The 24,952-nt window shown below is 59.1% G+C and carries 19 protein-coding genes; 16 read left to right on the top strand and 3 right to left on the bottom strand.

The features are described from left to right. The first annotated feature begins 11 nt into the window (after positions 1 to 11). From JTJ32_RS17585 to JTJ32_RS17600, 4 genes are all read left to right on the top strand, one after another. On the top strand, positions 12 to 401 hold the full coding sequence (locus JTJ32_RS17585) for a DUF2946 domain-containing protein (protein ID WP_210042802.1): 390 nt from the start codon (positions 12 to 14) through the stop codon (positions 399 to 401). 54 nt (positions 402 to 455) lie between these two features. Then, a complete protein-coding gene (locus JTJ32_RS17590) occupies positions 456 to 917 on the top strand; it encodes a copper chaperone PCu(A)C (RefSeq protein WP_210042803.1) in 462 nt (153 codons plus the stop codon). 13 nt (positions 918 to 930) lie between these two features. Further along, positions 931 to 1,392 (top strand): DUF2946 domain-containing protein, encoded by a 462-nt coding sequence (locus JTJ32_RS17595; protein ID WP_210042804.1) that lies wholly within the window; start codon positions 931 to 933, stop codon positions 1,390 to 1,392. A gap of 62 nt (positions 1,393 to 1,454) precedes the next feature. Further along, entirely contained in the window at positions 1,455 to 2,828 is a 1,374-nt protein-coding gene (locus tag JTJ32_RS17600) for a PepSY-associated TM helix domain-containing protein (protein WP_210042805.1), read from the top strand. Between the two features lie 271 nt (positions 2,829 to 3,099). On the opposite strand, the gene JTJ32_RS17605 is transcribed toward JTJ32_RS17600, so the two are convergent. Beyond that, the gene (locus tag JTJ32_RS17605) at positions 3,100 to 10,554 is read right to left on the bottom strand and encodes an RHS repeat-associated core domain-containing protein (RefSeq protein WP_210042806.1); all 7,455 of its coding nucleotides are present in this window, start codon (positions 10,552 to 10,554) and stop codon (positions 3,100 to 3,102) included. Between the two features lie 498 nt (positions 10,555 to 11,052). On the opposite strand from JTJ32_RS17605, the gene urtA reads away from it, so the two are divergent. From urtA to ureC, 11 genes are all read left to right on the top strand, one after another. Next, complete coding sequence (gene urtA, locus JTJ32_RS17610; protein ID WP_024688750.1) at positions 11,053 to 12,318, top strand: urea ABC transporter substrate-binding protein; 1,266 nt, start codon at positions 11,053 to 11,055, stop codon at positions 12,316 to 12,318. A gap of 160 nt (positions 12,319 to 12,478) precedes the next feature. Next, positions 12,479 to 14,068: an urea ABC transporter permease subunit UrtB gene (gene urtB, locus JTJ32_RS17615; RefSeq protein ID WP_099229606.1), complete on the top strand. Its 1,590-nt coding sequence runs from the start codon at positions 12,479 to 12,481 to the stop codon at positions 14,066 to 14,068. Next, positions 14,068 to 15,147 carry an urea ABC transporter permease subunit UrtC gene (gene urtC / locus JTJ32_RS17620; RefSeq protein WP_210042808.1) on the top strand — a complete coding sequence of 360 codons (1,080 nt, stop codon included), beginning with the start codon at positions 14,068 to 14,070 and terminating at the stop codon, positions 15,145 to 15,147. Before urtB ends, urtC begins: the two co-directional genes overlap by 1 nt. Further along, a complete protein-coding gene (urtD, locus tag JTJ32_RS17625) occupies positions 15,144 to 16,004 on the top strand; it encodes an urea ABC transporter ATP-binding protein UrtD (protein WP_099229556.1) in 861 nt (286 codons plus the stop codon). Before urtC ends, urtD begins: the two co-directional genes overlap by 4 nt. Before the next feature lie 89 nt (positions 16,005 to 16,093). Beyond that, positions 16,094 to 16,792 carry an urea ABC transporter ATP-binding subunit UrtE gene (urtE, locus tag JTJ32_RS17630; RefSeq protein WP_099229555.1) on the top strand — a complete coding sequence of 233 codons (699 nt, stop codon included), beginning with the start codon at positions 16,094 to 16,096 and terminating at the stop codon, positions 16,790 to 16,792. Positions 16,793 to 16,840: 48 nt separating this feature from the next. Further along, the gene (locus JTJ32_RS17635) at positions 16,841 to 17,686 is read left to right on the top strand and encodes an urease accessory protein UreD (protein WP_210042809.1); all 846 of its coding nucleotides are present in this window, start codon (positions 16,841 to 16,843) and stop codon (positions 17,684 to 17,686) included. Positions 17,687 to 17,776: 90 nt separating this feature from the next. Further along, positions 17,777 to 18,079, top strand: coding sequence for an urease subunit gamma (locus JTJ32_RS17640; protein ID WP_004887254.1), 303 nt, complete (start codon positions 17,777 to 17,779; stop codon positions 18,077 to 18,079). A 9-nt stretch (positions 18,080 to 18,088) separates the two neighbouring features. Further along, positions 18,089 to 18,631: a GNAT family N-acetyltransferase gene (locus JTJ32_RS17645; protein ID WP_210042810.1), complete on the top strand. Its 543-nt coding sequence runs from the start codon at positions 18,089 to 18,091 to the stop codon at positions 18,629 to 18,631. A 13-nt stretch (positions 18,632 to 18,644) separates the two neighbouring features. Beyond that, the gene (locus tag JTJ32_RS17650; RefSeq protein WP_210042811.1) at positions 18,645 to 19,178 is read left to right on the top strand and encodes a GNAT family N-acetyltransferase; all 534 of its coding nucleotides are present in this window, start codon (positions 18,645 to 18,647) and stop codon (positions 19,176 to 19,178) included. Then, positions 19,175 to 19,483, top strand: a complete 309-nt coding sequence (locus JTJ32_RS17655; protein ID WP_210042812.1) for an urease subunit beta — start codon at positions 19,175 to 19,177, stop codon at positions 19,481 to 19,483. The genes JTJ32_RS17650 and JTJ32_RS17655 overlap by 4 nt, the downstream gene beginning before the upstream one ends. 154 nt (positions 19,484 to 19,637) lie before the next feature. After that, positions 19,638 to 21,338 (top strand): urease subunit alpha, encoded by a 1,701-nt coding sequence (gene ureC, locus JTJ32_RS17660; RefSeq protein ID WP_210042813.1) that lies wholly within the window; start codon positions 19,638 to 19,640, stop codon positions 21,336 to 21,338. Positions 21,339 to 21,683: 345 nt separating this feature from the next. Here the strand turns inward: ureC and JTJ32_RS17665 are convergent, their stop codons facing one another. After that, positions 21,684 to 22,310: a thioredoxin family protein gene (locus tag JTJ32_RS17665; protein ID WP_210042814.1), complete on the bottom strand. Its 627-nt coding sequence runs from the start codon at positions 22,308 to 22,310 to the stop codon at positions 21,684 to 21,686. 159 nt (positions 22,311 to 22,469) lie between these two features. On the opposite strand from JTJ32_RS17665, the gene JTJ32_RS17670 reads away from it, so the two are divergent. Beyond that, complete coding sequence (locus JTJ32_RS17670; protein ID WP_099229549.1) at positions 22,470 to 23,600, top strand: sensor histidine kinase; 1,131 nt, start codon at positions 22,470 to 22,472, stop codon at positions 23,598 to 23,600. Positions 23,601 to 23,846: 246 nt separating this feature from the next. On the opposite strand, the gene cbpA is transcribed toward JTJ32_RS17670, so the two are convergent. After that, complete coding sequence (gene cbpA, locus JTJ32_RS17675) at positions 23,847 to 24,788, bottom strand: curved DNA-binding protein (protein WP_099229548.1); 942 nt, start codon at positions 24,786 to 24,788, stop codon at positions 23,847 to 23,849. Between the last annotated feature and the right edge of the window lie 164 nt (positions 24,789 to 24,952).

Consider the following 24,952-nt stretch of genomic DNA (forward strand, 5'->3'; position numbering starts at 1 on the left):
CGGAACCTTTGATGTCCCAACGACACACGACATCGGTCTGGATTGCCTGCTTTGCAGTGCTGTTCAGTCTGCTGGCCATGCCACTGTCACCCAGCACGCCACGCGCGGCCGGGGAGCAGATGCTGTGGGGGACGTTCTGCAGTGGTGGCGGTACCCGACTGGTCGCCATTCCACTGGTCGAAGCGTCGCAAGGCATTCCTGACGATCAACAGCATCCGTCCACGATGCAACATTGCCCTTGCTGCTCGGGGTCGGTGTTTGTCGTCATCCCGCCCGGTTTCAGTCATGGGCTGGTAGCGCGTCTGGAGCCCGAGCGCTTTGCGCCTGCGATTTTCCTGATCCATGCCTCGCCGCGCCTGCAATGGCCGAGCGCCAATCCACGAGCCTCCCCGCCGGTCTGATACGCCGTTTGTTCGTGCCTCGATGCACCTGAATGGATTGACCGGAGAACCCCGATGTTCAAGAAAGCCCTCGTGCTGGCCGCCCTGCTGATGCCTGCCTGTTTCGCCCACGCTCACCAGTACACCGCTGGCCAGATCATGATCGCTCACCCATGGTCCATGGAGCTGCCGCCCAATGCCCCGACCGTCGCCGCCTATTTCGTGCTCGAAAACAAAGGTGACACCGCTGACCGTCTGCTGAGCGTCGACACGCCGATTGCAGGTCAGGCCCAACTGCATCAACACATACAGGCAGATGGCCTGATGAAGATGCAGCAGGTGCAGACCGTGGACGTTCCCGCAGGTGCCACCGTGACCTTCGCACCCATGGCGTGGCACGTGATGCTGCTGGACATCAAGGACCGCTCGAAGCTGCTCGTCGGACAACGCTTTCCGATGACGCTGCATTTCGAGAAGGCCGGAGATGTTCAGGTGCAGGTCGTGGTACAAAAGCAGGCACCTGAACACCAGCACTGAGTAGCTTCCCAGATTGAGCGCCATGCGCCGAGTCCGCGAACGATCAGCCGTCCCGGTTAAACACCGGGCCGCGTGGCTGAGCCTGTTCGCCATGTTGATGATCTTCATCGGTCCACTGATCTCCCAGTCGATGCCGATGGATCAACACGCCGGCATGTCGATGCCGCCTGCCATGTCGATGGACATGGGCAGTTCGGCCGACAGTCACGCGCACCATGGCAGTGAACACGCCACAGCGGCTGACGCGGGCGCGGGCGACCATGCGCTGTGGGCCAAATGCGGTTACTGCACACTGCTGTTCAGTTGCCCGGCGCTTCCCTATGTACCTGCGGTGGTCGCAGCGGCTGTGCTGCGCCATGCGGACTTTTTCACCGCGCAGACCCGGCTCGGGCATGCGCAACGGGCCATTTTCCCCAATGCCCGAAGTCGGGCACCGCCAACGCGTTTCACAGACTGGAACCAGAAAATTTCATGACCGCACGCGGCCCAGGCTGCGTGCGAGTTGTGCTGTGTTATCCCTATTCGGGAGCGTTGACCGTGTCAAAACCCACTGTTTCTTTCTATAACCTGGCCTGGCGATGGCATTTCTACGCCGGATTGTTTGTCGCACCCTTTATGATTCTGTTGTCGCTGACCGGGATGATCTATCTGTTCAAGCCACAACTGGACAACCTGATGTACCGCGATCTGCTGAACGTGACGCCTGCTCACCATCAGATCAGTGCCGATGAGTTGCAACAGCGCGTATCGAGCGCTTATCCACAGGCCGCCATCAGCAAGTACTTCCCGCCAGTGAGCGCCGAAGGCAGCGCGCAGTTCGTGATTCGTGATGAGGGCCGTGAGGTCAATGTCTTCGTCGATCCGTATCGAGGCGAGATTCTGGGCACTCAGGATGCGAAGCAGAACCTGCAGGCCATTGCCCGCGCGCTGCATGGCGAACTGATGATCGGCACTGTCGGTGACCGGCTGATCGAGCTGGCCGCAGGCTGGGGCATCATGCTGGTGATTTCCGGGCTGTATCTCTGGTGGCCACGGGGCTCCCGTGCGGCAGGTGTGCTGTGGCCCCGTCTGACAGCGCGTGGTCGCGTGCTGTGGAAGGACCTGCATGCGGTGACTGGCTTCTGGGGATCACTGATTCTGCTGTTCATGCTACTCAGCGGAATGACCTGGACCGGCATGTGGGGCAAGCAGTACGCGGCTGTCTGGAACACGTTCCCCGCAACGATGTGGACCGACGTGCCCAAGTCCACGCGAATGGCCGGCGAACTCAATACCGCCAGCGTCCAGACCGTGCCGTGGGCAATGGAAAACACGCCGATGCCGCAATCCAACGGTGAGCATGCCGAGCACATGCATCAGCACAGCATGTCCGCGGGCCCTGCTGCCCCCATGATCAGCCTGCAACAGGTGGTCGACATCGCCACCGCCAGGGGCATCGAGCCTGGCTACAGCATCACGGCACCCAAGACCGCCGAAGGCGTGTTCACGGTGTCGGTGTTTGCCGATGACCCGCGCAATGACGCCACCCTGCATATCGATCAATACAGCGGCAAGGTGCTGGCTGATGTCGGCTGGCAGGATTACAGCCTGGTTTCACGGGCGACCGAGATGGGTGTAATGCTGCACGAAGGGAAGTTTTTCGGCTGGATCAATCAGTTGCTGATCTTCCTCGCCTGCCTGATGATCCTGCTCAGCGCTGTCAGCGGGCTGGTCATCTGGTGGAAACGTCGTCCCCGAGGCGGTCTGGGTGTGCCGCCGCTGCGCCACGATCTGCCCCGCTGGAAAACCGCCATGGCGATCATGTCTGGCATTGCGGTCGCGTTTCCGCTGGTGGGCGTTTCGCTGGTGGTTGTCTGGCTATTTGACCGAATAGTTTTCTCCCGCTTTGCTAATTCGTCGGCAGCAGCTTAAATTGCACGCGGCGGGGCCTGAAACCGGCGGGCGGTTTTGTGATGAATTCCTCACCTGACAGGATCAGGCCTCGTTGTTTCAAGATATGAAAAGCCGCCTTCGCGGACTGTGTGAAAACACAGTTGAAACGCCCCGACTTGTCGGGGCGTTTCCTTTTATGTCGTCAACAGGCGAAAAAGCCCGGCCTGCCCGGACAACGCCAAGGGCGAAATCCCGGCGTTGTACCTGCCCAACCATCACAGCTCAAGGCGGGTGAAAGCGTCTATTGCGTTCATGCAAGAGATCCTGGCCTCAGATTCCCCAGAGCATCCAACACGCCTTGGCCCGACTGCTTGAGTTCACGCCCGAAGATTTCCGCCCACCGCATGCTACCCCTGACTTTTTCGGGCTTATCATCCTCTGCCTCTGGCAGGTAGAGGCTCTCTACACCGGCATAGGTGTCGTAGTAGATCTTACCCTCCAAAGCGGTACCCAACGCCTCTGCGCCCTCTGCCACGTTTACCAACACCCTGGAGTGGTAAAGGTGCGCGGTTCGGCGCATCACGTTGTGGGCGCCGGGAACATACCAGGCGATTTTCGCCCGCAGGCCCGTGACGGTCCGCACCGCTCCCTCTCCAAGGTACTCGACGTATTGCGTGCCCATCTCGGTCCACGCGATGCTTCCCACTTTTCTACCGGCCGCGACGTCTTTTACGGCAGTTGCCAACGAACCATAGCGTTTGAAGTGTCGCCAGCCTCTAATGGCACCTCGGATACCGGCTTGAACACGATTGACAAGGCGCCCGATGCCACTCAACGTCCAGCGCAACATACGACCTGCCTGTTTGAGGATATTGGTGAAATTACCGATGGATGCAAACCCCGTCACCATGCTCGCAATGCCCAGTTTATGAGCGAGCTCCGGATCACTGTCTTCCAGAAACTTAGAGGTGACCTCCAGCGCCAGCGCGGTAAAGGACAGCGCGCTGGTAATCGCAAAGAACGCCAGCGAAGCCCCGCCCGACGGAATGGACAGCAATACCCCCACGACCGTCAACATGGATGACAGGGCGATGCCCCGCCATCGGCTGCCCACGGGTTGGGGTCGGGTCTCGCGCAGTGTTTGCTCAAGCCGGTCGATCAAATCGTTTTGCCCCCAACGACTGAGCATGATGTGCCCGCTGGGGTCGTGATAATCGATGGGATTACAGCAGTAACTGTATTCGTTGATCCCGCCGCCATCGAACGGACTCAAGCTGTCCGGTTGTTGAAAACTGCGTATTTGCGGATGGTAGGCACGGTAGCCATTGCCCAGATGGTAGCAACCGGTAACGGGGTCTCGACGCTCACCGTTATAGCCCTTGCAACTGCCCTCAAGAGGCGCGCCGTTTTCACCAAAGGGGGTAAACGCACTGATAACCAGTGCGTCGCAGACGCTTGGGTTATAAGCAATGGGGCCGCTGTGAGGGTCATCCAATGAGAGTGAAATCCGCGGCCGTGCTCCGTTTTCCAGGGTCTGCTGCAGATAATCGGTCCCCAACATCACCTGCTTGATGACCTTCCCGGCACGATCGAACCAGACTTCACCGCACAGATGGTCGCCTTCGTAAACCAGCTCACAGGTTTGCCCGGTGGCTGCGACGTACTGAGCCGCGAGTCGCCCATATCCATCATAGGCGTAGCGGGTCAACAGCTTGTTCTGAGGGTCCTTCACTTCCAGCAGTTGCCCTTGAGCCGAATACGTCATCGTGTTGCCATCTGCATCCTGCTCCATACAACCGTTCTTGCTCCAGGTCAGCACCTTTTGGCTGGGTTGCGCACCTTCGAGGGTGATCGATGCGCATTGAGTCGGTTCGAGTTCTTCGTAGCCATAGCGCTGCGTTTGGCTCGTGTTGTCCACAAAGGTCGTCTCACAGCGGTTGAGGCGCTGCAGACCGTCCCACTGGTAGACCTGCCTCCTGATCCGACGCCCTTGGGCATCGGCGGGGCAATCATTGGCTGCCAGGGTGTCGCACTGATAAGTCGCCAACCGATCACAGCTGTCGTGGCTGAATGTCTCGGTGCGAACCCATTCATTGCCGCGTTTCAGGGTCATGCCTGTCAGCAAGCCGTTGTCCGACCAGCGTTGATGCAGCGTCAGTAAGCTACTGCCAGCGCGTTGGTACTCTCGCAGAACCTCCTGCCCGAACACGTCGTATTGATACCGAGTGGTCAACCGGGTGCCTTCCTGAGCGATCACTGCGGTCTGACTGAGCAAATGGCCGTCCCGGGTGTAATAAAAGGAGACATCAATGCCGTTGTGACGCTGGCGCTGGATCTTTTGATCCCGGTTTAGAAACAGTCGCAGGACGCTTCCGTCACTGCGTCGCGCGGCTAACAGATTGCCCATCAGCGAGCGTGTTTCGCTGCCTTTACGCGAACCTCGCGGGGTTCTGACCACGCTTCGAGTATTGCCCAGCAAGCCAGGCCGGGTCAGGGTGTCGCTGTGGGGGCCGATCAAAAAGCCGTCCTGCTGGTTGACACTTTCGTGGGTGCTGACCGAGAGGGTTTTCCCCAGCTCAGTGAATGCGAGAGCGCTCAGCAGATTGCCTGGCGTTTCGCTGGATGCACCCGCCCGTTTTTCCGTGAAAGACAGGCCTCCCCCCTCCGTCAGCTCAGTGCGAAGCACAGTTCCATCCGGTTGGCACAGGCCCCCATCGGGTTCTGGAGAATACGCACGAAGCCCCTTCGTACTCTTTAGTCTGAAGGAGCCTTGCGAGCCGACCTTGATCCCATCGACCGAAAGGTAGGTGACCTGGGAGCCAAGGCCATTGTATAGCCGGAACACGCGGCTACCGTCTGGCTGCGTGATCCCGGTAACGCGCCCCAATTCGTCATAATCCACCGCCATGCCCTTTTGCGAATCACCTCGTTGCAGATGAGTCAAGCGCCCGGCTGTGTCATAGCAAACGCTCACCTCCGGGCGCACCATCCGGTCACCACCTCGATACGACTGCGTGCGCCTGACCGTGCCATCCGCCAGCACTTCACTCTTCGAAGTCTGCTTGATCACCTTGCCCTGCCCGGTACGCCATGACTGCACAGTCGTACTTGAACCGGCCTCTTCCAGGGTTGTTTCCTCCTGATTCCAAACCCGATTGCTCCTGACAGACAATACCCCGCGTTGCCCCAACTCCGAACGACGACGCAGCCCGCCCGGCCAATAGTCGAAACGCGAGTGCTCGCGTTTGCAGCTCAGGTTGTCGAACTCGATTTCGTCCAGTACGCACCATCCTGCATGGTTAGGCGCCTTCAGCTCTCTGCGGATGGGTCGCTGCAGCCCATCGAACAGTGTTCGAGTGATTTGCCCAGGTGTCTGCAGGGTGGTCGCCTGTACCCCCTGATCGACGAAGCAGTAGACGGTCTTTTGTGCCGAGACGGGCTTGGCACCCTCCTTCACACGGTTCTCACCAGGCGGCAGGGAGAATCGCTGTTCACTGACGACTCTCCCCAGCGCGTCATAAGCCCAGCGAAGCTCTTCCCCCGCTCGACGGCGAACCAGGCAGCGACGCGTCAGACGCGAGCGGATCTCGGTTGATAATGTCTTCTCTAATTTCCCCTCTATGGATTGGGCAGTGGCATCTGTGCAAACGACAAAGCCGTGCTCGACAGGGTTGTCCTCCCAGCGCAACGTGGTAGTGAGCCGAGTAGAGTCCCCGTCGAAATAGGTTGTCTGACAATGAGTCGATGACCAGATGAACGCTTTGCACCCGTCGGTGGACGACTTGGGTTTGCGTGGTTCTTCTCTGATCTTTTCATGGCGGATCAGCGGGACGGAGCGTCCTTCGGCCAGGCTCATTTTCCAGGTACCGGGAGCCGCCACGACGCCTTCGATGTTTACGATATCGCAAGCAGACAACACTTTGTTGCCGGCATATTCCTGCTCACGGTAACCATAGAGGGCCAAGGCCAACGGGCTGCACTTTCCGTCCAATACTTGATACTGATATTCAGCCATTGCCGGTGGCAGGGTATGGTCCGGTACCTGGGGACACGTGAGCGACACTTTTTTCAGGTCTTCCGGGGTTTGAAATCCCCAATACATGTCGGGCGACATGCCTGCACCACCCGAGCGAGGGAAGTATCGCCACTCGGTTATCGTTTCGTCTGCCGCGATGCTTTGAGTCAGTTGTCCATCGTCGTTATAGGTAAAGGACTGAACAGTGGTGATTGATGAAGCGAATGAGTTCAGAGGATCGCTGCAATCCTCCTCCGGTTCATCAAGGCTCGTTGAGGCGTAATAGACGCCAAGAGAATAAATGTACATGAAAAACAAAGCACCGACCCAATTGTCAGACGTACAACATTCATTCGCAAGCCTTAACATTTCTTTGTTGTCGTACCTCCAGCACGTCATTTCAAATTTAGGAGCAACCGCGCCCTTCATAGCATTCCCATGGACGCCAATCGATTGGTAGCTTGTGTACTTATATTCTAAACACCCGTTCCCCGAAACCGCGCTACCTATTTCCTGATGACTCGCGTCATAAAACTTTCTTGTAGATATAGAACCCCCCTTTTCTACTGACCAGCTTTCTACCCAGTAAAAATACCTTTCCAGCGGAAACCCTGCTGACTGTCCAGTGAGTTGGTCGCTCGCATACTGAAAACGAAAGGGCTCATCAAAGGCTTCAGCGTCCTCAATAACAATGGAAACTTCACTATTAACGTTCTCCAAGGGTGTCACATAGGTAGACCCGGAGTAACTATAAGTAATAACAATATTTTCCTGTTCGCCTCCTGGCATAAGTATATGCCTTGAAACATGAGGCAACGCCGGTTGAGCGTTAGAAAACTTAACAGCCTCTGCCTCATAGACGACTGACTCAACCGATCCGTCCCCTTCCTCCAGTCGTGTCAATACCCGGTCCAGCGTCGGGTCGACGCTGTAACCACAATGCACAGACTGAAATAAGTGACCGGACTGCGTGCACCGGATATCGCACAACAAATAATTCGCTAACGTTAACGTTACCTGGAATGCCTCGCTCGAACCTGGCCAGATTTCCATCGAAACCTGCGCATGCGAATACTTCGCGCTGAACAAGACCGTGCTGCCGCTGCGGACTTCAGTGAGTTGAAACTGACCCAGTTGACGATTCCAGTTCAGCGATAACTCCCCCCCCACGTTGGAAAGTATCCGGGAGGGCAAAAGTTGTACAAAGGGTCTGCGCCAGTAACCCAGTGCATCGTCGATCGCTTTGGTGTTTTCCCGCCATTTCTTTACCGCTTCGTCCCAATCCAGTTTTGCAGCAATTGCATAGAGCACCGGACTGGACACCGCCAATATCCACTGCCACACCCCTTCCGGTTTAGGCGGACAGGGTTTCGCCTTGTTCTTTATTTGCTCTAAAAGGTCAATGATCTTCAAGCGCAACGCATCATTGGGTTCTACGTTATCGCCTGTCGGTCTGCTCAAGACCTCGCGGGTTCCACTGGGGTAGTGCAGGGTGAACTCGCTGTAATCGTTGTTGCTCGAAACCCAGCAGGCTCGTTTGGTCAAGCGTTTTCCCTGACCGAGCGCCAGCCATTCAGCATCATCGAAGTCGATGTGCACACCATTCGCCAGCGTGAGGGCCCGGTCACGCACATCCAGGCTCGAGAACCGAAACGCCCATCCATCGCCGAGTCCGGCCTCATTGCCGCGCAGCGCTGAGTAATGCAGGGTCAGGTCGCAAATGGGTCCATTACCTTCAAGGCCCTGCAAGGTTGCAACCGGGTAGTGGGCGTGGAACAGCCCAGTGCGCGGGTCAATGCCGGTTTCACTTTGTCCGCTGACATCGAATACTTCAGAGCGAAAGGTATTGCCATAATCCTCGCAAAGCGGGCTTGAGGCCACATAAGGATCAACCGCTTTCGGGGTGACCCGCACAACGGGTTCGCGGTCAGACCAAAAGCTGAAAGCACCTGCTGTCCCAACGTGCCCCAGCGTCATTGATACATCAGGAGGCACGCTGTCCGCATAATCAAATTCAAGCTCAATACCTGAACGCCCCCCGGACGAGACGCGCCAATAAGCGGATTCCGAGGTCACGCGACAGCCCTGGACGCTGGATGAAGCGACTTTCACACCTAGGTCGCGCGCTTGTGGAGTCAAGCGAAAGACGCGCTCCTCCATACCGGTGACGCGATCACTCCAACTCCCCAGCGAGATCATTGGTGTGGCGGCTTGATAGACGCCATCCGTTATCCGGAACAGCGCAAGGTCATCGGAAATTGCCCGCTCCCTGTTTTGATAGGACGCCAACACGTCACTCGTCACGCAATCGGTGACCTCGAGCGTCTCGTTTGGGCCAATGTTAACGCTTGGGCCCCAGGCATCAGCCTCCACTGTGATGGTCAGTTCTGAATCGCGCGGAACCCATAGCGCGATCTCATCCACAGCATTTGCCTTGCAGGCCAATGTTGCGGAGACACCGTCAGCACTGCCGATCCTCAAGCAGGGCCACTGCCGTGACTTTATGAAGTCGCAGAACGCAAGAACCCATTGCGCCTGTCCTTTCGCACCTGCGGGCGCGAACCGCGCGCTGTACATGACCTCATGGCTGTGCGGATGGCGGACCATGACAACCAGTCCGGTCTCGTCACCGTGGTAAAGATCCGCCACGCAAACGTCAGCCGGCAACCAGTTATCCAGACAGGGTTCTGTGCTGAATACCCTGAACGCGTCGCCACTCTGCCAGAGCGTCGCCGTGACAGCATTTGGCGCGAGGGCATCGGTCTGGTCGGTCCCTATCCGAACGTACGGTGCCAATGCAGATTGACCGACAGCGATTGACCAGGCCGATAACCAGGTCTCGCTTTTACCCTTGACGGGGGTCGGAGCAACAAAACTGAACGCCGGGACCACTTCCCTGGCCGAAAACGCATCCATCACGTAGACATTCACGCACTGTCCGGGGGGTAACGTTTTTGATCCGTCGATTGTCGTCTGGTTGATCCAGTCTGCACACGTCAGGGTCACCGACAGGTCAGAGTCCTGAGGCACCCATAGCGCGTTAGCTGTGCTCATTGGGGTAATGGTGCAGGTCTGCGCATTTTTAACCCCCGCACGCAACAGACGGCTGTCGCGATTGAGCGCCACACACAGGTCCTCCCCCCATTGCTCGAGGGTCAACCGGTCTTTTTTCACATTGAAAAAGTGATTCTCGTACAGCGCCTGGGTGCTGATGTCCCGTACCTGAACGCACAAGCGTGCGCCTTCCTTCAGCGTCTCGCCCGTTACCGCCAGTGCTTGAACCTGATTGGTGGAGAAAGGCGCCGTCGTAAATGCGCGATTTCGACAGCTGTGATGCCACAGACGAACAGGCAGCGCCGTCCCGTCAGTCTTGAAGTTGTTGTCGTTGTCGAAGTTGCCCGCGGTGATCGAGCGAGAAGCACGGCTGAACGCTCGTGCGAACGCCGCCGGCCACTGATGCTGCTTGCAGTTCGTGCTGTCCGCGGTAAACGTCACCTCATCGATCAACTTGCCGTCGCTCTGACGAATGAGGCAGGCGGTCAGCGTTTCTCCCACCGCAAGATCGCGCCCGGCCCTTATCTCGCAAGGACTGGTCCAGCCGTTTTCCGAACTGCCGCAGTACAGCCGATCAAAGCCATCCATGTCTGGCAGCGTGTCGTCGGGATCGGTTGTCAGCACATATCCCATGTCGCTGTAATTGATGACACCGGTAATCGGTGCTGCAGCAGGTGCCGCCGCTGAAGTGGACATTTTTCGGACTCCCTGTCTGAAAAAACTCACCCAAAGATGAAGTTACGGTGCTTGATACTCGAAGCTGCACTTAGCGTACGACCCTTGCGCTGCGGCGTGACCTGTCATTCTTGCCAGCAATTAGACCGTGTCGCGATCAGCGTCTGCCGATTGATTTCTTCTAGCGCTGAACGCGGTGGGATGTCTGTACTTACCCCCAGCGCAACGCCCTTTCCCTTACGAGACAGGTTCTGCGAACAACGTGGCGGCGGGAACAGACTCTGGTTTTCGCACCATCCGTCCGGCGGTTTTTATCGTTCTGCTCACTCGGCGCACCAACAATGCACGTCGCCGCGCACCAACCTTCTTTCCTGGCTCCACATCAGTGCACCACGTGTCTCGGATGGCGCTCGATGGCCCGTTCCAAAGCGGTTTCTCAGGCTGGGCACAGCCTTTGCTTGGAAGCCTTCAGAGAGTCGTTCTGCCAACCAAAAAAAACAGATCAACGGAGCCCGTCCAATGAAGCGTCGCAGCCTGATCAAAGCCTTTACCCTGTCCGCATCCATCGCAGCAATGGGCCTTTCATGGACCGTTCAGGCCGCCGAAACCATCAAGGTCGGCATCCTGCATTCGCTTTCCGGGACCATGGCCATTTCCGAGACCTCGTTGAAAGACATGGCGCTGATGACCATTGACGAGATCAACGCCAAGGGCGGCGTAAACGGCAAGATGCTGGAGCCAGTGGTCGTAGACCCTGCCTCCAACTGGCCGCTGTTCGCAGAAAAGGGTCGTCAGTTGCTGACCCAGGACAAGGTTGCCGTGGTGTTCGGCTGCTGGACATCGGTGTCGCGCAAATCAGTCCTGCCGGTGTTCGAGGAACTGAACGGCCTGTTGTTCTACCCGGTTCAGTACGAAGGCGAAGAGATGTCGCCCAACGTGTTCTACACCGGTGCAGCGCCTAACCAGCAGGCCATTCCTGCAGTCGAGTACGTGATGAGCGAAGACGGTGGCGAAGCCAAGCGCTTCTTCCTGCTGGGCACCGACTACGTCTACCCACGCACCACCAACAAGATTCTGCGCGCTTTCCTGCATTCCAAAGGCGTGAAGGACAGCGACATTGAAGAGGTCTACACCCCGTTCGGCCACGCCGATTACCAGACCATCGTGGCGAACATCAAGAAGTTCTCCGCTGGCGGCAAGACAGCGGTCATTTCCACCGTCAACGGCGACTCCAACGTGCCGTTCTACAAGGAACTGGCCAACCAGGGCCTGAAAGCCACCGACGTACCGGTCGTGGCCTTCTCGGTCGGCGAAGAAGAACTGCGCGGCATCGACACCAAGCCGCTGGTCGGCCACCTCGCGGCCTGGAACTACTTCCAGTCGGTCGAGAACCCGGTCAACAAGAAATTCGTCGCTGACTGGACCGCCTACGCCAAGAAGAAAAACCTGCCGGGCGCTGACAAGGCCGTGACCAACGACCCGATGGAAGCGACCTACGTCGGTATCCACATGTGGGCGCAGGCAGTCGAGAAGGCAAAGTCCACCGACGTCGACAAGGTTCGTGAAGCCATGGCCGGGCAAACCTTCGCTGCGCCGTCCGGCTTCACCCTGACCATGGACAAGACCAATCACCACCTGCACAAGCCGGTGATGATCGGTGAAGTCGAGGAAAACGGTCAGTTCAACGTGGTCTGGCAGACCAAGGAGCCGATCCGCGCCCAGCCCTGGAGCCCCTACATCCCGGGTAACGACAAGAAGCCGGACCATGCAGTGAAGAGCAACTGATAACGGATGATCGCTTCCACCGCCCTGTGGAAGCGAGTATGCCCGCGAAGCGGCCAGTGCATTCAACAGCACTGTGCAGCTTGATAGAAACGCCTTCGCGCGCAGGCTCGCTCCTACGGACGGGTGGATTTATCCAGACGTGTCCAGCAAGGCCATTGATATGCCCTCTTACCTTTACCGCCTGATCCTGGCCATTACCCTCCTGCTGCCTTTCACGGCGCAGGCCAGTGATGCAGGCGATTTCGCAGCGGCCAGTTCTTCGCAACAGGCAGATTTGCTTGAAGCCTGGGCGGCCAAACCCGCTCCTGAGCGGGTCGAACTGCTTGAAGCGCTGCGCGACGGCCGGGTTGCCGCCGACAGCAGCAAGCGGGCCTGGATCGAGAACAATGACCGCTATGTCGCAGTGGACGCCGATGTCCCGGCAGCGGCGGATGCCCCCACACCTGATGAACCGCGCAAACTGCGCCTGAACAACCGGCTGCGAGGTCTGGTCGAGACCGCGCTGGCCAGCCACCAACTACTGGCAGCCGATGTAAAGCTGCGCATGGCCGCCGCCCTGCAACTGCAGAAAAGCGCCCGCCCTGCACAACTGGACCTGTTGAGCCAGCGCGTGGCAACCGAAACAGACTCCGGCGTCAAGGACGCACTGACCCTGGCACTGGCCAACCTGCAATTGGTCGACAGCAGCCCCAGCGTGCGGCTTGCTGCCGTGCGCCTGCTGGGCGAAACCGGTGACCCACTGGCCCGCACGCGTCTTGAATCGTTGCTGTCGCCTGGCGTGGAAACCGATGCGTCTGTGCGTATCGCCGCCGAAACCAGCCTGGCGCAGGTCAAACGCAAACTGATGATCGGGGAAATTCTCGGTCAGGCATTCAGTGGCATGTCGCTGGGCTCTATCCTGCTGCTGGCCGCACTGGGCCTGGCGATCACGTTCGGCCTGCTGGGCGTGATCAATATGGCACACGGCGAAATGCTGATGCTGGGTGCCTACTCGACCTATGTCGTGCAGTTGATGTTCCAGCGTTACGCACCGAGCGCCATCGAGTTTTACCCGTTGGTGGCGCTACCGGTGGCGTTCTTCGTGACGGCGCTGATCGGCATGGCTTTGGAACGTACGGTGATTCGCCATCTGTATGGCCGTCCGCTGGAAACCCTGCTTGCCACCTGGGGCATCAGCCTGATGCTGATTCAGGCCGTGCGCCTGGCCTTCGGTGCGCAGAACGTTGAAGTTGCCAACCCCGAGTGGCTGTCCGGCGGCATTCAAGTGCTGCCCAATCTGGTGCTGCCTTACAACCGCATCGTGATCATCGCCTTCGCGTTGTTCGTGGTGGTGCTGACCTGGCTGTTGCTGAACAAGACCCGTCTGGGCCTGAACGTGCGCGCCGTGACCCAGAACCGCAACATGGCCGCCTGTTGTGGCGTGCCGACCGGACGCATCGACATGATGGCCTTCGGACTGGGCTCGGGTATTGCCGGACTGGGCGGCGTCGCCCTGAGCCAGATCGGCAACGTCGGTCCGGACCTGGGCCAAAGCTACATTATCGACTCGTTCCTGGTGGTGGTGCTCGGTGGCGTCGGGCAACTGGCGGGCAGCGTGATGGCGGCTTTCGGGCTGGGCATCGCCAACAAGATTCTCGAACCGCAAATCGGCGCCGTACTGGGCAAGATCCTGATCCTGGCGCTGATCATTCTGTTTATTCAGAAACGTCCGCAAGGCCTCTTCGCATTGAAAGGACGGGTGATTGACTGATGAGCCAGCCATTGATGGTAACCGCTGCACAAAAGGTCGGCCCCAAGGGCACGCTGACGGTGGGTATTCTGGTGCTGGCTGTCCTGCTGGCCATGCCGCTGCTCTCGTTGCTGCCAGCCGATAACGGCCTGCAGGTATCGGCCTACACCCTGACACTGGTGGGCAAGATTCTCTGCTATGCCATCGTCGCCCTGGCACTGGATCTGGTCTGGGGTTACGCGGGACTGCTATCGCTGGGCCACGGCCTGTTCTTTGCGCTGGGCGGTTATGCCATGGGGATGTACCTGATGCGCGAAGCGGCAGGTGACGGCCTGCCCGCGTTCATGACCTTCCTGTCGTGGACCGAGCTGCCGTGGTACTGGGCCGGCACTGACAATTTCCTGTGGGCCATATGCCTGGTGGTTCTGGCACCGGGCCTGCTGGCGCTGGTGTTCGGCTTCTTCGCGTTCCGCTCGCGGATCAAGGGCGTGTACTTCTCGATCATGACCCAAGCCCTGACCTTCGCGGGCATGCTGCTGTTCTTCCGCAACGAAACCGGTTTTGGCGGCAACAACGGTTTTACTAATTTCCGCAGCATTCTGGGTTTCAGCATCAGCTCACAGGGCACGCGGGCGACGCTGTTTCTGGCGACCGTGATGCTGCTGGTGGTCAGCCTGTACGTCGGCTGGCGGCTGGCACAGAGCAAGTTCGGCCGGGTGCTGACCGCCCTGCGTGATGCGGAGAACCGTCTGATGTTCTGCGGCTACGATCCTCGCGGTTTCAAGCTGTTCGTCTGGGTCCTGAGCGCGGTCCTCTGCGGTCTGGCGGGTGCGTTGTACGTGCCGCAGGTCGGCATCATCAACCCGAGTGAAATGTCACCGACCAACTCCATCGAAGCGGCGGTCTGGGTGGCGCTGGGCGGGCGCGGCACGCTGATTGGCCCGCTTTTGGGTGCCGGTCTGGTCAACGGCATGAAAAGCTGGTTCACCGTGGCATTCCCGGAATACTGGCTGTTCTTTCTTGGCGCACTGTTCATCATCGTCACGCTCTACTTGCCCAAAGGCGTCATCGGCGTACTGAAGAAAAGGAGCGAGTCATGAAAACCACGCCAACGCCCTCTTTCATGCTGGAACCCGTGCTGGACCCCAACTCCGATGCGGGCACCAGCCGCGACGCGCTGGGGCTGGGACAAAGCGCCGGCAAAGGACTGAATACACGCCACGGCACGATCCTGACCCTGGAAGACATCAGCGTCAGTTTCGATGGGTTCAAGGCGCTCAATGAGTTGAATCTGTACATCAGCGTCGGCGAACTGCGCTGCATCATCGGCCCCAACGGCGCAGGCAAGACCACGCTGATGGACGTGATCACTGGCAAGACCCGGCCCAGCCACGGCAAGGCCTGGTTCGGCGAAACGCTGGACCTGACCCAGATGAGCGAAGTACAGATCGCCCAGGCCGGAATCGGGCGCAAGTTCCAGAAGCCTACAGTGTTCGAGGCACTGAGCGTGTTCGAAAACCTGGAACTGGCGCAGAAGACCGACAAGTCGGTATGGGCCAGCCTGCGCGCACGCCTGAACGGCGAACAACGCGACCGGATCAACGAGGTGCTGGAGACCATTCGCCTGACAGGTTCCGTGCAGCGCCCGGCAGGGCTGCTGTCCCACGGTCAGAAACAGTTTCTGGAAATCGGCATGCTGCTGGTTCAGGACCCTCAATTGTTGCTGCTCGACGAGCCGGTCGCAGGCATGACCGATGCCGAGACCGAATTCACTGCCGAACTGTTCAAGAGCCTGGCGGGCAAGCACTCGCTGATGGTGGTCGAGCACGACATGGGCTTCGTCGGCTCGATTGCCGACCATGTGACCGTACTGCATCAGGGCAGCGTACTCGCCGAAGGCTCGCTGAATGACGTACAGGCAGACGAGCGCGTGATCGAGGTGTATCTGGGCCGTTGAGGCTGACGCGATCATTCCCGTGCTCTAAGTGGGAAGGCATCTCGCGTCGCATAACGGCGATCAAGCTGTCACAAAAGAGAACATGAACCATGCTGCAGGTCGAAAAGCTTCATCAATATTACGGCGGCAGCCACATTCTGCGTGGCCTGTCCTTTGACGTGAAGGTCGGTGAAGTCACCTGCCTGCTGGGTCGCAACGGTGTAGGCAAGACCACGCTTTTGCGAGTGTTGATGGGGCTGTTGCCATCGAAGGAAGGTTCGGTGCAATGGGAAGGCAAGGCCATCACCGGCTTCAAACCGCATCAGCGCGTACACGCCGGTATCGCTTACGTACCGCAGGGCCGGGAAATCTTCGGACGGCTGACGGTCGAGGAAAACCTGTTGATGGGTCTTTCGCGCTTTCCCGGCTCGGAGGCCAAAGAGGTGCCGGCATTCATCTACGAGTTGTTCCCGGTGCTACTGCAAATGAAACACCGCCGTGGCGGCGACCTGTCGGGCGGTCAGCAGCAACAACTGGCGATCGGTCGCGCACTGGCAAGTCGTCCGCGCCTGCTGATTCTCGATGAGCCCACCGAAGGCATTCAGCCGTCGGTGATCAAGGAAATTGGTGCAGTGATCAAGAAGCTGGCCGAGCGCGGCGACATGGCGATTCTGCTGGTAGAGCAGTTCTACGACTTTGCGGCCGAACTGGCGGACCAGTATCTGGTGATGTCCCGGGGTGAGATCGTGCAGCAGGGCCGTGGAGAAAACATGGAAACCGAAGGCGTTCGCGGACTGGTCACCATTTGATGTGCCAATCCGTTATCGTGAAGCACCGGACCCGGAATTGAAGACGCTATGAATCTGCCTGCCAACACCGCCCTGTTTACGCCCAGCTGGCACGCCGAGCTGGAACTGGGCTATGGCCGTTTCGACGACAGTACGCGGCCGGTTCAGCGACGCCACAAAGGTCCGCTGCGGGTGCAAAAACACCTGTACGCCGAAGGCCCGCAAGTGTGTCAGCACATCATCGTCCACCCGCCCGGCGGTATCGCGGGCGGCGACCGTCTGGATATTTCTGCCCACGTCGGCACTGACGCCTGGGCACAGCTGACAAGCCCCGGTGCGGCAAAATGGTATCGCGCGGCAAGCCCGGCGTTTCAGCAACTGGAACTGCGAGTCGAGGCTGGCGCGACGCTGGAATGGCTGCCTCAGGAAACCATCGTGTTCAGTAATGCCCAGGCAGAACTGACCACTCGCATCGAACTGAAAGGCAACGCGAAGCTGTGTTACTGGGATGTCGTGGCGCTGGGCCGTCCGGCCAGTGGCGAGCGTTTTGAGCACGGGCACTTTCAGTCCGCGCTGGATATCCGCCGCGACGGCACATTGATCTGGCATGAACGTCAACGCATTATCGGTGGCGACGGGCTGCTGGATTCACCGGTCGGGCTGGATGGCCATACGGTATTTGCCACGTTGTTGATCACCGGCGAAGTGGACAGCGAACTGCTTGAAGCCTGCCGCAGCCTGCCGATGCCCAACCCGGTACGCGGTGACCTGACCCAACTGCCAGGGCTGGTCGTGGCGCGCTGTCTGGCCGACGAAGCCTTGCATGCAAGAGCCTGGCTGATCGAAGTCTGGAAAAAACTGCGTCCGGCCCTGCTGGGACGCGAGGCGGTGACGCCGAGAATCTGGAATACATGAACATGGAATTGTGGGAGGCGGCTTGCCACCTCCCACAAAAGCGCCAACAACGGCTGCACAGCAACCCGAATACCACGACACGGAAACCCCATGGACCTGACGCCACGCGAAAAAGACAAGCTGCTGATTTTCACTGCCGGACTGGTTGCCGAACGGCGCCTGGCGCGCGGGGTGAAGCTCAACTATCCGGAGGCCATGGCCTACATTTCCGCAGCGCTGCTCGAAGGCGCACGGGACGGTCAGACAGTTGCCGACCTGATGCACTACGGCACGACGCTGCTGACCCGCGAGCAAGTGATGGAGGGCATCCCGGAAATGATTCCGGAGATTCAGGTGGAAGCGACGTTTCCAGACGGGACCAAGCTGGTCACCGTGCATCAGCCGATTGCCTGAGAGAACAGCATGACAGACGTGATTCGTGACGCGCTGCCGGACGATCTGCCCGGCGTCCTCGTCATCTATAACGATGCGGTGCTCAACACCACCGCCATCTGGAACGAACAGCCGGTCGACCTGGCAAACCGTCAGGCGTGGTACGACTCCCGCCAGACGCAGGCCTATCCGATCCTGGTGGCCGTGGATGCGACAGGCGACGTGCTGGGTTACTCATCGTTTGGCGACTGGCGTCCTTTCGAAGGCTTTCGTCAAACGGTCGAGCATTCGGTGTACGTGCGAGCCGATCAGCGTGGCAAGGGTCTGGGGCCAAAACTGATGTCAGCCTTGATCGAACGCGCCCGCGCCTGTGACAAGCACATGATGGTAGCGGCCATCGAAAGCGGCAACGCTGCCTCTATTTACCTGCATGAACGACTAGGCTTCAAGACCACTGGCCAGATGCCGCAGGTCGGCACCAAGTTCGGTCGCTGGCTGGACCTGACTTTCATGCAGTTGGACCTGTCGCCCGGCGCTCAGCCCCCTGCTTCGCAAGCCCCCACACCCGCCTAGACGAGAACCGTCCATGAACCCAGCACAGTTGCGTCGCGTCACCACCGAAAGCTTCGCGCATTACCGCCAGGGCCTGGCTCAGCTGTTGTTCGACACCGTTCATGATGGCGCCTCGGTCGGGTTCATGGCGGACCTGACGCTGGAACAGGCGCTGGGCTGGTGCGATGGCTTAAGAGCCGATGTCGCCTCAGGCGACCTGTTGCTGTGGGTCGTGGTCGACAATGAACGTCTGCAGGCCAGCGCACAACTTGCACTGTGCCAGAAGCCCAACGGGCTCAACCGCGCCGAAGTGCAGAAGCTGATGGTGCTGCCTGCGGCACGCGGCCACGGTCTGGGCAGACAACTGATGGAAGCGGTCGAACAGACCGCCATGAAACTCAAACGCGGCCTGCTGTATCTGGACACCGAAGCAGGCTCGACGGCCGAAGCCTTCTACCGCTCGATGGCCTATACCCGCGTGGGCGAACTGCCTGATTATTGCGCAACACCGGACGGTCGCTACAGACCGACCGCCATTTACTTCAAAACCTTGGGGCAACCGACATGATCCCTGGCCAATACCGGATCCAGCCCGGCGAGATCGAACTCAACGCCGGCCGCCGCACCCTGAGCCTGACCGTCGCCAACAGTGGCGACCGTCCGATTCAGGTGGGCTCGCACTTTCACTTTTTCGAAACCAACGATGCCCTGACCTTCGACCGTGCCGCCAGCCGCGGCATGCGCCTGAATATCCCCGCCGGCACTGCCGTGCGCTTCGAGCCTGGACAGGCACGCGAGGTTGAGCTGGTGGACCTGGCGGGATTGCGCAAGGTGTACGGGTTTGCCGGTCGCGTGATGGGCGAGCTGGATTGATTTACGTGGGCTCAGGTCGCTCTTACGCGCCGGGCAAGACTGCAGCCCGTGACGCTCCGCACCACGAAACGGACGCAGAGCGTCCAGAGAAGCGTTACCACGCAGCGTGTGGGAACGATCCGTGCGGGGCCAATAAAGTACTCAAGGAATCACCATGAAGATTTCCAGACAAGCCTACGCCGACATGTTCGGCCCCACGGTCGGCGACAAGGTTCGCCTGGCCGACACCGAGCTGTGGGTCGAGGTCGAGAAAGACTTCACCACCTACGGTGAAGAAGTGAAATTCGGCGGCGGCAAGGTCATTCGTGACGGCATGGGCCAGGGCCAGTTGCTGGCGGCCGAGGTGGTCGACACGCTGATCACCAATGCGCTGATCATCGATCACTGGGGCATCGTGAAGGCCGACGTCGGCCTCAAGAACGGTCGCATCGCCGCCATCGGCAAGGCGGGCAACCCGGACATCCAGCCCGACGTGACCATCGCTGTCGGTGCCGCCACAGAAGTCATCGCCGGCGAAGGCATGATCCTGACCGCAGGAGGCGTTGATACGCACATTCACTTCATCTGTCCGCAGCAGATCGAAGAAGCGCTGATGAGCGGCGTGACCACCATGATCGGCGGCGGCACAGGCCCGGCCACGGGCACCAACGCTACGACCGTCACACCTGGCCCCTGGCACATGGCGCGCATGCTCCAGGCAGCGGACGCCTTCCCGATGAACATCGGTCTGACCGGCAAGGGCAACGTCAGCCTGCCCGGTCCGCTGATCGAGCAAGTCAAGGCCGGTGCAATCGGACTCAAGCTGCACGAAGACTGGGGCACCACGCCTGCCGCCATTGATAACTGCCTGAGCGTGGCCGACGAGTACGACGTGCAGGTGGCCATTCACACTGACACGCTGAACGAATCGGGCTTTGTCGAAACCACGCTCGCAGCGTTCAAGAACCGCACCATTCACACCTACCACACTGAAGGTGCAGGTGGCGGCCACGCGCCAGACATCATCAAGGCCTGCGGCTCGCCGAACGTGCTGCCCAGTTCGACCAACCCTACCCGGCCGTTCACGCGCAACACCATCGACGAGCATCTGGATATGCTGATGGTCTGCCATCACCTGGACCCGAGCATCGCTGAAGACGTGGCTTTCGCGGAAAGCCGCATCCGCCGCGAGACCATTGCCGCCGAAGATATCCTCCACGATCTGGGTGCGTTTTCGATGCTCAGTTCCGACAGCCAGGCCATGGGCCGGGTCGGCGAAGTGATCATGCGCACCTGGCAGACCGCCGACAAGATGAAGAAACAGCGCGGCCCGCTGCCTCAGGACGGTCCCGACAACGACAACTTCCGCGCCAAGCGTTACATCGCCAAATACACCATCAACCCGGCCATCACCCACGGCATCAGCCATGAAGTGGGCTCCATCGAAGTGGGTAAATGGGCGGATCTGGTGCTGTGGCGCCCGGCGTTCTTCGGCGTCAAACCGACCTTGATCCTCAAGGGCGGCGCCATCGCTGCCAGCCTGATGGGCGACGCCAACGCCTCGATCCCCACACCGCAGCCGGTCCACTACCGCCCGATGTTCGCCAGCTACGGCAGCTCCCTGCACGCCACCAGCCTGACGTTCATCAGCCAGGCCGCGTTCGACGCAGGCGTGCCGCAATCACTGGGACTGAAGAAGCAGATCGGCGTGGTCAAGGGCTGCCGTACCGTGCAGAAGAAAGACCTGATCCACAACGACTACCTGCCCGACATCGAAGTCGACCCACAGACCTATCAGGTCAAGGCCGACGGCGTATTGCTGTGGTGTGAGCCTGCGGATGTGCTGCCGATGGCGCAGCGGTATTTTCTGTTCTAAAACCAAGAGGGGCCTTTCACAGGGAAGGCCCCTCATGCCTGGCGGACGCATCAAACGATTTACTGTTGAGCCGGCCGTTCGTCCAGTCGGGTCTCGTACCAGCACTGCAAATGAAAGTCGGTCACCGCTTCCGGCCTGTCATGCTTCTCTGATTTTCCCCGTCCGGGCACTGTAATCATCGTCGCCGAACGTGTTTTTCCCCGACCGGCTGAACTCTGCCAATAAAAACAGCCGCTTTTTTCCGGCTCCGTTGCCAATTCATCATCGTTCACGACGATAACACTCAGAGTGGCTGTCCCTTCAGCGCCCTCGCCTCATGGCACAGCGCCATGTCACGACAGCGACCTACGGCTTCATTTTTCCTATAAACGTCTCGTCAGCCGGAAGTACCTCAAGCATTTGCAGCACGTCATTGATGGCATCCAGCATGCCTATATCCTGCGGCGTTGCCTTGTTTTTGAGCACTCTGCGCAACGTCAGTAAAACGCTCAGTTTTCCAAAGGCGATTTCGTCCAGGCTTGTCGTTTTTTTATCAACGATGCTGTTTGCGGCAAGGTTGATACGCTCTTCAACCCAGTCGAGAGACTTTTGCAGGGAGGCAAGCAACACGTCGTCAATGACCTGAACCATCCGCTCCCTGGTCTGCTGCCCAACAAGTTCGCCCGCTTGCTTGCCATTGAGCACCAGAATCATTGTCGGGCCATGGTTGATGCCATAAGTGCCTGACGTGTCTGGATTTAAAGTATCTTTCAAGTCCGAATCCAGTTCGATTTCCACTCTGCAGAACACGACCTTTCCAGCGTAATAGGCGTACAACTCGTCAATGACCGAATCCATTTTGGCACTGGCGTTGGGCTCGCCCCGTCGATTGAGTTTCTCTTTCGTGGAGAACTCGACCACCACCAGCTTCTTCTTGCTGACCTTGATGACCGCTTCATCGAAGCTCGAATCAGTAACCGTTTCTACGCTCATGCTGCGGACCTCCGCTCAAGTAATCCGTCGATCCACCATAGGGCGTCATAAAAACAGCGTCTACTGACAGAAATGTCAGTCAACCGTCTGTTTGTAGCGCCGTATAAAGGCGGTAAGATGCGCCATCTCCGTCAAGCTCCCCCAGCAAGGTAACCGGCCATGCGCCTCTCCGAATTCATCGTTCTCCACGTGGATCGCATCGTCGATGAATGGGAAAACTTCGCCAGAACACTGAAACCCGCTGCGGACACCATGAACACCGCAGAGCTGCGTGATCACGCCAAGTCGATTCTGCTGGCGGCTGCGCGAGACATGAAGACGGCGCAGAGCAAGAGCGAAGAGATCGCCAAGGCCCGCGGTGAGGAGCTGAACAAAACGCCGAGCCTGGATGAAGCGGCGTCCAGTCATGGTGAACTGCGCCATGAAGTCGGGTTTGACCTGGTACAGATGACGTCGGAGTTCCGGCATCTACGCGCCAGTGTCATTCGCCTGTGGGTTGACAGCCTGACCACCCCGCAACTGGCGGATTTTCGCGACGTGATCCGCTTCAACGAAGCCATCGACGAAGCCCTGGCCGAATCCACCGCAGCGTATGCCGAACGTGTGGCGCGCTCGCGGGACATCTTTCTGGCAATCCTCGGCCATGACCTGCGCGCACCGCTTCAGGCGGTCAGCATGTCCACCGAGCTGCTGGCCCGCAAGCTGGTCATGGACGAAAAGACCCAGGGCTATATTTCGCGTATCAAGACCAGTACCCGGCACATGGGCACGATGGTTGGCGACCTGCTCGAATTCGTTCGCAGCCGCCTGGGCGCCAGCCTGCCGGTAGAACGCAAGTTCATGGACCTGGCGGGCGCCTGTCGTGAGGCTATCGAAGAAGCCTGCGCCGGGCACCCGAATTCAGCGCCGGTCCTGACGATTGAAGGCGAGACGCAAGGGCACTGGGACAGTGGTCGGATCAGTCAGATGTTGCAGAACCTGATCGGCAATGCCTTGCAGCACGGCGCGGCGAGCCATGAAATCACGGTGCGCGTCATCGGCGGCCCGGATACAGTGGAGCTGGTGGTTCATAACGAAGGCAAGCCGATTGCCGAAGATGCCATCGGCACGATTTTCGATCCGCTGGTACGCAGTTCAGAAGAAAACAGCGAAAGCCGCACCACCTCGACCAGCCTGGGGTTGGGCCTGTTTATCGTCAAGGAAGTGGTCAATGCCCACAGCGGCAGCATTACCGTGACCTCGACCATCGGCGACGGCACCACCTTTACCGTGGTGCTGCCCAGGAACTGATGGTTGCGAAGACCGTGCCTGCACACTCAGACCGGACATACGCCATTGTGTGGGAGATACCGCCGTCTTTTCGGGGCTACGCTGTCTGGCAGCAAACACGGAACTCGGCTTGCCGGCGATTCGATTTATCCGGCGCTCCGTCAGTGACTGAGCGGACGCTATCGCCGGCAAGCCGCCTTCCACGATCCCGTACTTGCTTGAGGCAACGCCCATTCAGACGTAGCCGCATCGTTCATTCACAGGCAATCAATTACCCCACTGTGCCCTTGGATCAAACGACGAGCTGTCCGCCAGTTTCTGCCATAGCGCACGGGTTGCTTCATCCGTGTGCCGGGGCATGACGATCTTGATCTGAGCGTACAGGTCGCCGCGCTCGCCAGCCTTGGTCATCAGGCCATTGCCTTTGATACGCAGGCGTTGACCGTTCTGGCTGTCAGGACGGATCGTCAGATTGATCCGGCCTGTCAGCGTAGGCACGGCAACCTTGGCACCCAACGCAGCTTCCCAGGGAGCCAGTGGAACGGTAATGACCAGATCATGACCTTCCACTTCAAACATCGGGTGCGGTGCCAGGCGGATGATCAGGTACATGTCACCATTCGCGCCACCGGCAATTCCCGGCGCGCCCTGCCCCTTGAGACGAATGCGCTCGCCGTCCACGACGCCTGCGGGAATCTTCACGTTCAGGGTCTTGGTGATGTCGCTCATGCGCTGCCCGTTGGGGCTGTGCTGCGGCACCTTGAAACTCACCTGCTTGGATTCGGCCGACAACGTCTCTTCCAGAAAGACGGCCAGCTCCATTTCAACATCCTGCCCCTTGCGACCCGGATTGCGGCTGCGACCACCCTGCTGGGCACGCCCGCCGAAAATGGAGCTGAAGAACTCGGAAAAGTCCGCCGTCTCTTCGCCAAACCCGCCCGCACCGGCACGGCTCTGCCAGCCCGGCGGAGTCTGAAAAGGTCGCCCCTGACGTCCGTACTTGCGCAGCTCGTCATACTCGGCGCGCTTGTCGGGGCTGCTGAGAACTTCGTAAGCTTCGGACGCTTCCTTGAACTTGTCCTCAGCCCCCGCCTCTTTACTGACGTCGGGGTGATACTTGCGCGCCAACTTGCGATAGGCCGTCTTGATAGCCTTGTCGTCTGCAGTCGGCTCGACATCCAGTATCTTGTAGTAGTCTTTGAAATCCATCTAACAATCACCCATCCAATTATCCAGCGCAGCCAGATGCGCTGGTATAACACGCCCAGCCTCCTCGTGTTCGAGGCACCTGAAAGACTTCACATCGAAAAAACAGCCCGGTACACACCTTGCCTGCTGGCTGTCAGGTGTTCGACAACCGCGTCTGCCGGGAA

The organism is Pseudomonas alliivorans, assembly GCF_017826695.1.
In the GTDB taxonomy this organism is placed as follows: Bacteria; Pseudomonadota; Gammaproteobacteria; order Pseudomonadales; family Pseudomonadaceae; genus Aquipseudomonas; species Aquipseudomonas alliivorans.

Coding starts and splice junctions, on each gene's coding strand:
- cbpA (WP_099229548.1), bottom strand. CDS start 24,788: ATGGATTTCAAAGACTACTACAAGATACTGGATGTCGAGCCGACTGCA.
- urtB (WP_099229606.1), top strand. CDS start 12,479: ATGCCCTCTTACCTTTACCGCCTGATCCTGGCCATTACCCTCCTGCTG.
- JTJ32_RS17645 (WP_210042810.1), top strand. CDS start 18,089: ATGACAGACGTGATTCGTGACGCGCTGCCGGACGATCTGCCCGGCGTC.
- JTJ32_RS17590 (WP_210042803.1), top strand. CDS start 456: ATGTTCAAGAAAGCCCTCGTGCTGGCCGCCCTGCTGATGCCTGCCTGT.
- JTJ32_RS17605 (WP_210042806.1), bottom strand. CDS start 10,554: ATGTCCACTTCAGCGGCGGCACCTGCTGCAGCACCGATTACCGGTGTC.
- JTJ32_RS17585 (WP_210042802.1), top strand. CDS start 12: ATGTCCCAACGACACACGACATCGGTCTGGATTGCCTGCTTTGCAGTG.
- urtA (WP_024688750.1), top strand. CDS start 11,053: ATGAAGCGTCGCAGCCTGATCAAAGCCTTTACCCTGTCCGCATCCATC.
- urtC (WP_210042808.1), top strand. CDS start 14,068: ATGAGCCAGCCATTGATGGTAACCGCTGCACAAAAGGTCGGCCCCAAG.
- JTJ32_RS17650 (WP_210042811.1), top strand. CDS start 18,645: ATGAACCCAGCACAGTTGCGTCGCGTCACCACCGAAAGCTTCGCGCAT.
- JTJ32_RS17655 (WP_210042812.1), top strand. CDS start 19,175: ATGATCCCTGGCCAATACCGGATCCAGCCCGGCGAGATCGAACTCAAC.
- JTJ32_RS17665 (WP_210042814.1), bottom strand. CDS start 22,310: ATGAGCGTAGAAACGGTTACTGATTCGAGCTTCGATGAAGCGGTCATC.
- JTJ32_RS17640 (WP_004887254.1), top strand. CDS start 17,777: ATGGACCTGACGCCACGCGAAAAAGACAAGCTGCTGATTTTCACTGCC.
- urtE (WP_099229555.1), top strand. CDS start 16,094: ATGCTGCAGGTCGAAAAGCTTCATCAATATTACGGCGGCAGCCACATT.
- JTJ32_RS17635 (WP_210042809.1), top strand. CDS start 16,841: ATGAATCTGCCTGCCAACACCGCCCTGTTTACGCCCAGCTGGCACGCC.
- ureC (WP_210042813.1), top strand. CDS start 19,638: ATGAAGATTTCCAGACAAGCCTACGCCGACATGTTCGGCCCCACGGTC.
- JTJ32_RS17670 (WP_099229549.1), top strand. CDS start 22,470: ATGCGCCTCTCCGAATTCATCGTTCTCCACGTGGATCGCATCGTCGAT.
- urtD (WP_099229556.1), top strand. CDS start 15,144: ATGAAAACCACGCCAACGCCCTCTTTCATGCTGGAACCCGTGCTGGAC.